At 46.0% G+C, this 6,467-nt stretch carries 8 protein-coding genes and 2 pseudogenes; 8 read left to right on the top strand and 2 right to left on the bottom strand.

The annotated features are described in order from the left end of the window. The first annotated feature begins 142 nt into the window (after window positions 1-142). From V6C93_RS23000 to V6C93_RS22980, 6 genes and pseudogenes are all read left to right on the top strand, one after another. Window positions 143-721 carry a Uma2 family endonuclease gene (locus V6C93_RS23000; RefSeq protein WP_333479003.1) on the top strand — a complete coding sequence of 193 codons (579 nt, stop codon included), beginning with the start codon at window positions 143-145 and terminating at the stop codon, window positions 719-721. Between the two features lie 109 nt (window positions 722-830). Then, window positions 831-1,044: pseudogene (locus tag V6C93_RS38425) on the top strand (type II toxin-antitoxin system HicA family toxin). Beyond that, window positions 1,044-1,278, top strand: a pseudogene (locus tag V6C93_RS38420) (type II toxin-antitoxin system HicB family antitoxin). The pseudogenes V6C93_RS38425 and V6C93_RS38420 overlap by 1 nt, the downstream one beginning before the upstream one ends. Window positions 1,279-1,594: 316 nt before the next feature. Then, on the top strand, window positions 1,595-1,972 hold the full coding sequence (locus V6C93_RS22990; RefSeq protein WP_333479001.1) for a DUF6632 domain-containing protein: 378 nt from the start codon (window positions 1,595-1,597) through the stop codon (window positions 1,970-1,972). 423 nt (window positions 1,973-2,395) lie between these two features. Then, window positions 2,396-2,698 (top strand): hypothetical protein, encoded by a 303-nt coding sequence (locus tag V6C93_RS22985; protein ID WP_333479000.1) that lies wholly within the window; start codon window positions 2,396-2,398, stop codon window positions 2,696-2,698. Next, on the top strand, window positions 2,691-2,936 hold the full coding sequence (locus tag V6C93_RS22980) for a DUF2283 domain-containing protein (protein WP_333478999.1): 246 nt from the start codon (window positions 2,691-2,693) through the stop codon (window positions 2,934-2,936). The genes V6C93_RS22985 and V6C93_RS22980 overlap by 8 nt, the downstream gene beginning before the upstream one ends. Before the next feature lie 339 nt (window positions 2,937-3,275). On the opposite strand, the gene V6C93_RS22975 is transcribed toward V6C93_RS22980, so the two are convergent. Further along, complete coding sequence (locus V6C93_RS22975; protein WP_333478998.1) at window positions 3,276-3,479, bottom strand: hypothetical protein; 204 nt, start codon at window positions 3,477-3,479, stop codon at window positions 3,276-3,278. Between the two features lie 407 nt (window positions 3,480-3,886). Here V6C93_RS22975 and V6C93_RS22970 point away from each other — a divergent pair, with 407 nt between their 5' ends. Both V6C93_RS22970 and V6C93_RS22965 read left to right on the top strand, forming a co-directional pair. Continuing rightward, the gene (locus tag V6C93_RS22970; RefSeq protein WP_333478997.1) at window positions 3,887-4,864 is read left to right on the top strand and encodes an SDR family NAD(P)-dependent oxidoreductase; all 978 of its coding nucleotides are present in this window, start codon (window positions 3,887-3,889) and stop codon (window positions 4,862-4,864) included. Window positions 4,865-4,890: 26 nt separating this feature from the next. Next, the gene (locus V6C93_RS22965; protein WP_333478996.1) at window positions 4,891-5,742 is read left to right on the top strand and encodes an SDR family NAD(P)-dependent oxidoreductase; all 852 of its coding nucleotides are present in this window, start codon (window positions 4,891-4,893) and stop codon (window positions 5,740-5,742) included. 110 nt (window positions 5,743-5,852) lie between these two features. On the opposite strand, the gene V6C93_RS22960 is transcribed toward V6C93_RS22965, so the two are convergent. Next, a partial coding sequence (locus V6C93_RS22960) for a phosphopantetheine-binding protein (protein WP_333478995.1) occupies window positions 5,853-6,467 on the bottom strand: 615 nt, incomplete at its 5' end.

Below are 6,467 nucleotides of genomic sequence, written 5' to 3'. Positions count from 1 at the left end.
ATGACCTTTAGGGATGGATGAGACGTGGGAGCGATCGCCTGCGCTAAGTTGAAATGGTAGGAAAATGAAGATACGTTCCCAACAAGCCGAGAGAGTAAGCTAAAAGTATTGACTCAGGCAAGGATAGCCAGAGGTGAACGCCATGTCCCCACTACTGAACAAAACCACCGACCAACGCATTGTTCATCATGGAACGTGGGAACAGTTCAAGTTCATCCAAAAGGGCTATAATGGTTCTCCTGGGGTGCGGCTGTTTTACTATGATGGGGCGATTGAGATTCTCATGCCGGGACGCGAACATGAAATTTTTGCCAGTATCATCGGTTACTTAGTGACAACCTTTCTTACAGAAAAGGGCATTTTCTTTCAGCCAACTCGATCGATGACTCAAGAAAAAGAAGGAGTTGTCTCGGTTCAAGCAGACGAGTCATACTGCATCGGGAGCGTAAAGCCAATTCCAGATTTGTCGATTGAAGTCGTCTTCACCAGTGGTGAAATCAGTAAGTTGGAACGCTATAAAGCTTTGGGTGTTCCAGAGGTTTGGTTCTGGGCAGATGGATTGCTGAAGCTCTATCATCTTCGAGGCAATAGCTATGAACCCATTGAGCGCAGCCAGCTAGCCGGACTCAGTGAACTCGACCTTGATTTGCTCAGACGCTGCATTTTGATGGCGGAGACTGACGCGGGAGAAGCCATTAGAGCGTTCCGCCAACAGATTTAGCGCGATTTGAAGCCAACAATTCTAGCAGAGGCACTTCCTATGACGATTCTTTGAAAGTGCGATCGCATTTTGGCAGGTTGAGAGGGTGCAATGGTGATAGAGGGTCAGCCTGAAAGTTAGGGAAGTGATTAAGCTAATAGAAGAAGATGGCTGGTATCTGGCAAGAACTAGGGGCAGCGATCGTCAGTTCAAACACCCAACAAAGTCTGGTTTAGTCACAATTGCAGGTAAACCCTCCGACGATGCGAGTATCTGGCACGTTAAACAGCATAATGACGCAAGCTCAACTCAAGAAACAGAAGGACGCAGGAGAAGAAGAGTAATGCGCTATGCGATTGTAATTGAAAAGCTAGAGAGCAACTACTCAGCTTATGTTCCAGATTTGCCTGGATGGGTGGCGACAGGTGCAACGATTGAGGAGATAGAACAACAGATAAAAGAAGCGATAAGCCTACGGCATGGCTTCGCTTACCGCTTTTCATTTGGATGGTTTACGAGAAGAGGGTTTACCCGTTCCCGAACCAACTACTCTGTGTGAATATGTTGAAGCTTGTTGAGAATGCGATCGCTCCTCATCAACGATTGCCTTGAGAACCTCACCAATCTTTGAGCGGATTTTGCCGAATTATCTTGAGCGCAAGCAGTGGTTAGCCGAGAATGGAACAAGTTACGACCTATAGGAATGTGTGGGAAGTGGGCGCGATGTGCTTTGGAGTTTTTGATGAGACGATTCAGTATCGAATCAGCTTTAAACCACGAAGAACAAGAAGATTCCTAACACTCCAAAGTTGAAGTGTCACTAGCGAGATTAATATTACAAATAGGCATTCCCTTGGTAAATACTACCCGGAAAAATAGTGGGAGGTTAGAGTAATGGATGAGCAGTATCGGTACTTGCGAATCGCCCTCGTTGTTGTTGGAATTGCTTTTCTCCTTGTCTATCCGTTGATGAAGTTTTGGTCATCGGGCTGGTCATGGCAACCAGGTCAATACGAATACGAACAGATGATCGTCGGCATTTATGCGACGCTCGGTATCTTTTTACTATGGGCTTCTCGAAAACCAGAAGCGCATCTGAGTTTAATCTGGTTCACCGTCTGGTCGAGTGTTGTCCACGGGCTGATCATGGCGGTACACGCAGTGATTGACTCTGCGGAACGTGGACACCTCCTCGGCGATATTCCAGCATTGATCTTGGTGGCAATTGTCCTTGGTTTCCTAGCGCCACGCAAAGTGGTACCCAATGCATGAATGGGCGATGAGCATCAACTCAACTATATATGAATGGCACTGACTTAAGAGGAATGGCACTGACTTAAGAACTCTCATACCTCACCCATCAACCCTTGCGGAGGGGGTCTGGGGGAAGCGCTTCGTCCCCCAGTGGGGGGATTGGGGGGTCTCCCCCCAATCCGGGTTTTTCCAAAGAATGATCGCTTTTCCCTTAATTCAGTGCCATTCACCTTAAGATAGGCTAATAGATAAAGTTATTATTCTGTCAGCTTATGCCTCCGTGCTGATTTCGCTTTCGAGTTGCGTCCGAGAGCAAAATAGCTGTTCTAGTTGAGGAGGATGCGATCGCACCTAGCAGGATGAGCAGATGCGATCAAGTATAGGAGGAGGAGAGGATGCGAGCAAGGATGTTAGGAAAGGCGATCGCAGGAATAATAATGGGTGACAGAAACTGCTAATCATGAACCAATGCCTGAGATTATCTGGACATCCTATCTTCGTTACCGTGCAACCCAAAGAGATTTTGACTTTGACCTCATTGAAGATATCCTACGGTTCTCTAGCGAACGATATTATGATGTAGAAACAGATCGGGCGATCGCAGTTGGAAAGCATCGTGAGCAGCTAGTTTTAATTCCTTATGAACAAAGCGAAAACACGATTACACCGATTACAATTCACACCACAACCCGGCAGCAAATTCGATTTCGTCTAAAAACTGGGCGGTTTATCACAAATGTCTGAAAAAAAGCAACCATTGCCGCAAATGAACTACTTCAAAGAAGAGGATATTCTTCATCTGCTAATCTCCGAAGAACCCGAATCAGCAAGTGTTGAAATCAGTCCAAATATTACGGCTGAACTCAATGCAGACGGAGAGTTGATTGGTGTGGAAATTCTCAATGCCAGTGCTTACATCCGAGATTCTATTTTGGAATCTGTTCAGGGTAAGTTGTTGAACTTGGTTCGCACTAAAGTATAGTGCGAACACCATTTTATAGAGTGCGATCGCATTACCAAATAATCGGGTTTTTAGCTAAAGTGCGATCGCATTTGGCAGGATAAAGGGATGCGATTCCCTTTGGAATAGCTTTGCTTCAGGCACTTGGCAGGCTCAGATGAAATAAATTCAAAAATGAAATAGTATCAGCCTTTGTTAACCTCCCTAGCCTCCCTTGAAAAAGGCAAAAGGGAAAAGGGGAAATGGAAAAAGGAAAACAATGGGTATTTTGCTCCTTACCTACTTCACCTCTTGTTCCCCCCTTAATAAGGGGGGTTAGGGGGGTAAACAAAAGCTCAACTAACTAACTGCTACTGAGCATCAACCGCGAGGACTCAGATATCGCCGTTGCAAGTTAATTGCATCTGACAAATCATTAAGGTGGTAAATCACCTCAACAATAGACTGCCTGAACCGTTCATCATCCGTAATTTCTGAAAGTTCAGACAGAAACTTTAACTCAGCTTGGATACTTTCTGAGAGGCGGGTGTAGTTCAGCCGAATTACTTGATCAATGGTCTTCATCGGTAAATCAAATCAACAACATAATCGATATTATAAAAAATATAAATTTATGTAAATAGTATTCAAGAAATACAAATAGAATGTTCTATTATTAAAGTTTATGGCTTCTACTACTAAACAATCTATAGTAAATTGCCTATAGGATGGCGATTAAGGAAAACAAAATAGTTCTGGAAAAATATCCGCTTTTTAGTCATTTTTTTCGGATTTGCTACAGTTTAAATATTCGTAAATAATTGTGCAGAATCGCATTTGGATGAGGTGAGGCTGCGATTTCCTTCAGGATAGCTGCGCTTCATGCATTTTGCATGGGATGAAGGCGCGATCGCTATTACTAAATTGTCTAGTTTCCCTCCCTGCTTCCCCTGCTATTTTTTAGATAGTTCTGACTACATAAAAAAGCGAGCATGAAACACATTGAAGGCAAAGTCACATTGGTTACAGGTGCTACGCGGGGGATTGGCAAGGGAATTGCGATTGGACTCGGTGAGGCAGGTGCAACCGTATACATCACAGGTCGCACAATAGACAGCTCCAACTCTGGAGATAACGTCTCTGGGAGCCTGAGTGATACTCAATTAGCTGTTGAGGAAGCCGGTGGTGTATGCATTCCCATCCAGGTCGATCATAGTGACGATGAGCAAGTGCGTATGCTCTTTGATCGCATCCAAGACGAGCAGGGACACCTCGATGTGCTGGTCAATAATGTTTACTCAGGGGTACAAGTACTAGGGAACTCTAATGGAAAGCCCTTCTGGGAGAGCGAACCGAGTTTTTGGGATGCTTGTAACAATGTGGGACTTCGCAGCCACTATGTTGCCAGTGTTTTTGCGGCTCGGATGATGACGGAGCATCAGCAAGGACTGATTTGTACCATCTCCTCATGGGGCGGTCTATCTTACATTTTTGGCGTTCCCTACGGTGCAGGCAAGGCAGCGTGCGATCGCTTAGCGGCTGATATGGCGATCGAACTCAAGCAGCATAACGTTGCTTCGCTGTCAATTTGGCCCGGTATTGTTGGTACTGAACACATTTCCCGTTTTGTTGCCGAAATGGATGAAAGCAGTGCTGCTGACTCACAAACCTCAGCCATCAAGGAGGGCTACAACTGGGAAACTCCTTTGCTAACAGGACGAGTCATCGCTGCCCTGGCAGCAGACCCAACTGTAATGCGCCGAACCGGTCGGGTGCAAATTGTTGCCGAACTCGCTCAACACTATGGACTGGTAGACCAAAACGGTGAGCGTCCTGCATCCCTACGCTCTCTGCGATTCGTGCTCCCCTTTGCCCTGCCCCCACTCAGAAAGTACTCATGGCTCGTACCTGATATTAAAGTACCGTGGTCGCTGCTACTACTGAATGCACTCAGCTCACCTAAAATTTAACCCAAGCGCTAACAGGGAGCAAAAACATGACCCAGCTACGTGAGGCAGTTGTGTTGATTACGGGGGCAGCCGGTGGTTTCGGACAGGAACTAACCCGACAGTTATTGATGGCGGGTAGCCGATTAATCCTTACCGATTTGGATAAAGCCGTTCTACAAAAACGGGTTGAAGTAATTCAGCAGGAAGTTACCACCGGTAAGGTACTGGCTTGCCTAGCTGCTGATTTGGTTTCTCGTGAGGGAAGTGAATCGCTTTATCATCAAGTCAAAGCGCTTGGCGTTCCCGTTGAGGTTTTGATTAACAATGCTGGAATCGCGGTGGTTGGTCGGACTGATGAAGTTCCAGCCGAAAAGTGGGAGGGGCTGATGCAGGTAAACTTAATGGCACCCATGCGGTTAAGCGCACTCTTTGCGGCTGACATGATTGCTCGTCAAAAGGGACATATTGTCAATATTTCTTCGGTAGCAGGCTGGTCGGCTGTAAGTGGGTTAACTCCTTACGCAGCGAGCAAGTTCGGGTTACGGGGGTTTAGCGAAGGACTCTTTGATGACGTGAAGGCTTATAACGTTAAAGTGACAGTTGTTTATCCGTTTTTCAGCCGCACTCCAATTCTGCAAGCGGAACGCTATGGAACATTTGCTCAAGAGAACCAGCATTTACCAGAAAACTGGATAACTGACCCAGCGGACGTGATGCGCGAAACGATTCAAGGAATTATTCGCGATCAACTGCATGTCTTTCCCGATGCGAGCGCTAAAAGTATCCACCTTCTCAAACGGTATACTCCTGGACTTTTAGACTGGATCGGCAACGAGTTCATGAGGAAACTAAAAAAGGGTACAAGTCAGTCGGTTCGCGAAAACTCAGCAGATGGTTGATACCACATTAAAGCATTTGATTATTGCGGCTGGTTTTGTGGGATTGGGCATGGCTCAAGCACTCAAAGCTAATAGGGAAGTTATGAAAAATGGTATTCGCCACTTTTGTCTCAAAATTCCACGTCTTCGCGCTCGTTACCCTGAGAATTACTGGTATTTAATCCTTTCGTTGCCCAACAAATTGTTTCAATCTGCCTCGCTAACATCGCCACAGTTGGTGTTTCAAATAACTGGCTTACAGGTAACTCTACTCGGAAGGCATCCCGTATCCGAGAGGTTAGCTGTGTGGCTAGCAGAGAATGACCGCCTAATTCAAAGAAATTGTCGTGAATCCCTACCTGTTGCTTCCCCAAAAGCTTACCCCAAATTCTCGCTAGCTCCTCTTCGATCGCAGTTCGTGGTGCCACATAATCTTCTTTGATGTCAAGATTCAGTATATCTACCCTAGGTAGGAGACGGCGCTCTACTTTGCCATTGGGTGTCAGCGGTAGGGAATCTAGCACCACATAGGCTAAAGGCACCATGTCCTGTGGCAATTTCTCTGTGAGGAATTCACGTAGTAGGGGCGTCAAACCTTGCGTTCCTACAGTCGATGTGTACTCTTGGTTCACAACAATATAAGCCACCAACTGCTTATCACCTGGTATGTCCTCCTGAACAATCACTACTGTCTGGAATACTGCCGGATGTTGACTCAGTACCGCCTCAATTTCTCCCAATTCGAT

It is taken from the genome of Allocoleopsis sp. (assembly GCF_036703385.1).
In the GTDB taxonomy this organism is placed as follows: domain Bacteria; phylum Cyanobacteriota; class Cyanobacteriia; order Cyanobacteriales; family Coleofasciculaceae; genus Allocoleopsis.
This window is presented reverse-complemented; position numbering and strand designations above follow the sequence as displayed.

Bases quoted from the DNA above. Each gene is read 5' to 3' on its own strand.
- V6C93_RS22990 (WP_333479001.1), top strand. From the start codon at position 1,595: ATGGATGAGCAGTATCGGTACTTGCGAATCGCCCTCGTTGTTGTTGGA.
- V6C93_RS22965 (WP_333478996.1), top strand. From the start codon at position 4,891: ATGACCCAGCTACGTGAGGCAGTTGTGTTGATTACGGGGGCAGCCGGT.
- V6C93_RS23000 (WP_333479003.1), top strand. From the start codon at position 143: ATGTCCCCACTACTGAACAAAACCACCGACCAACGCATTGTTCATCAT.
- V6C93_RS22970 (WP_333478997.1), top strand. From the start codon at position 3,887: ATGAAACACATTGAAGGCAAAGTCACATTGGTTACAGGTGCTACGCGG.
- V6C93_RS22975 (WP_333478998.1), bottom strand. From the start codon at position 3,479: ATGAAGACCATTGATCAAGTAATTCGGCTGAACTACACCCGCCTCTCA.
- V6C93_RS22980 (WP_333478999.1), top strand. From the start codon at position 2,691: ATGTCTGAAAAAAAGCAACCATTGCCGCAAATGAACTACTTCAAAGAA.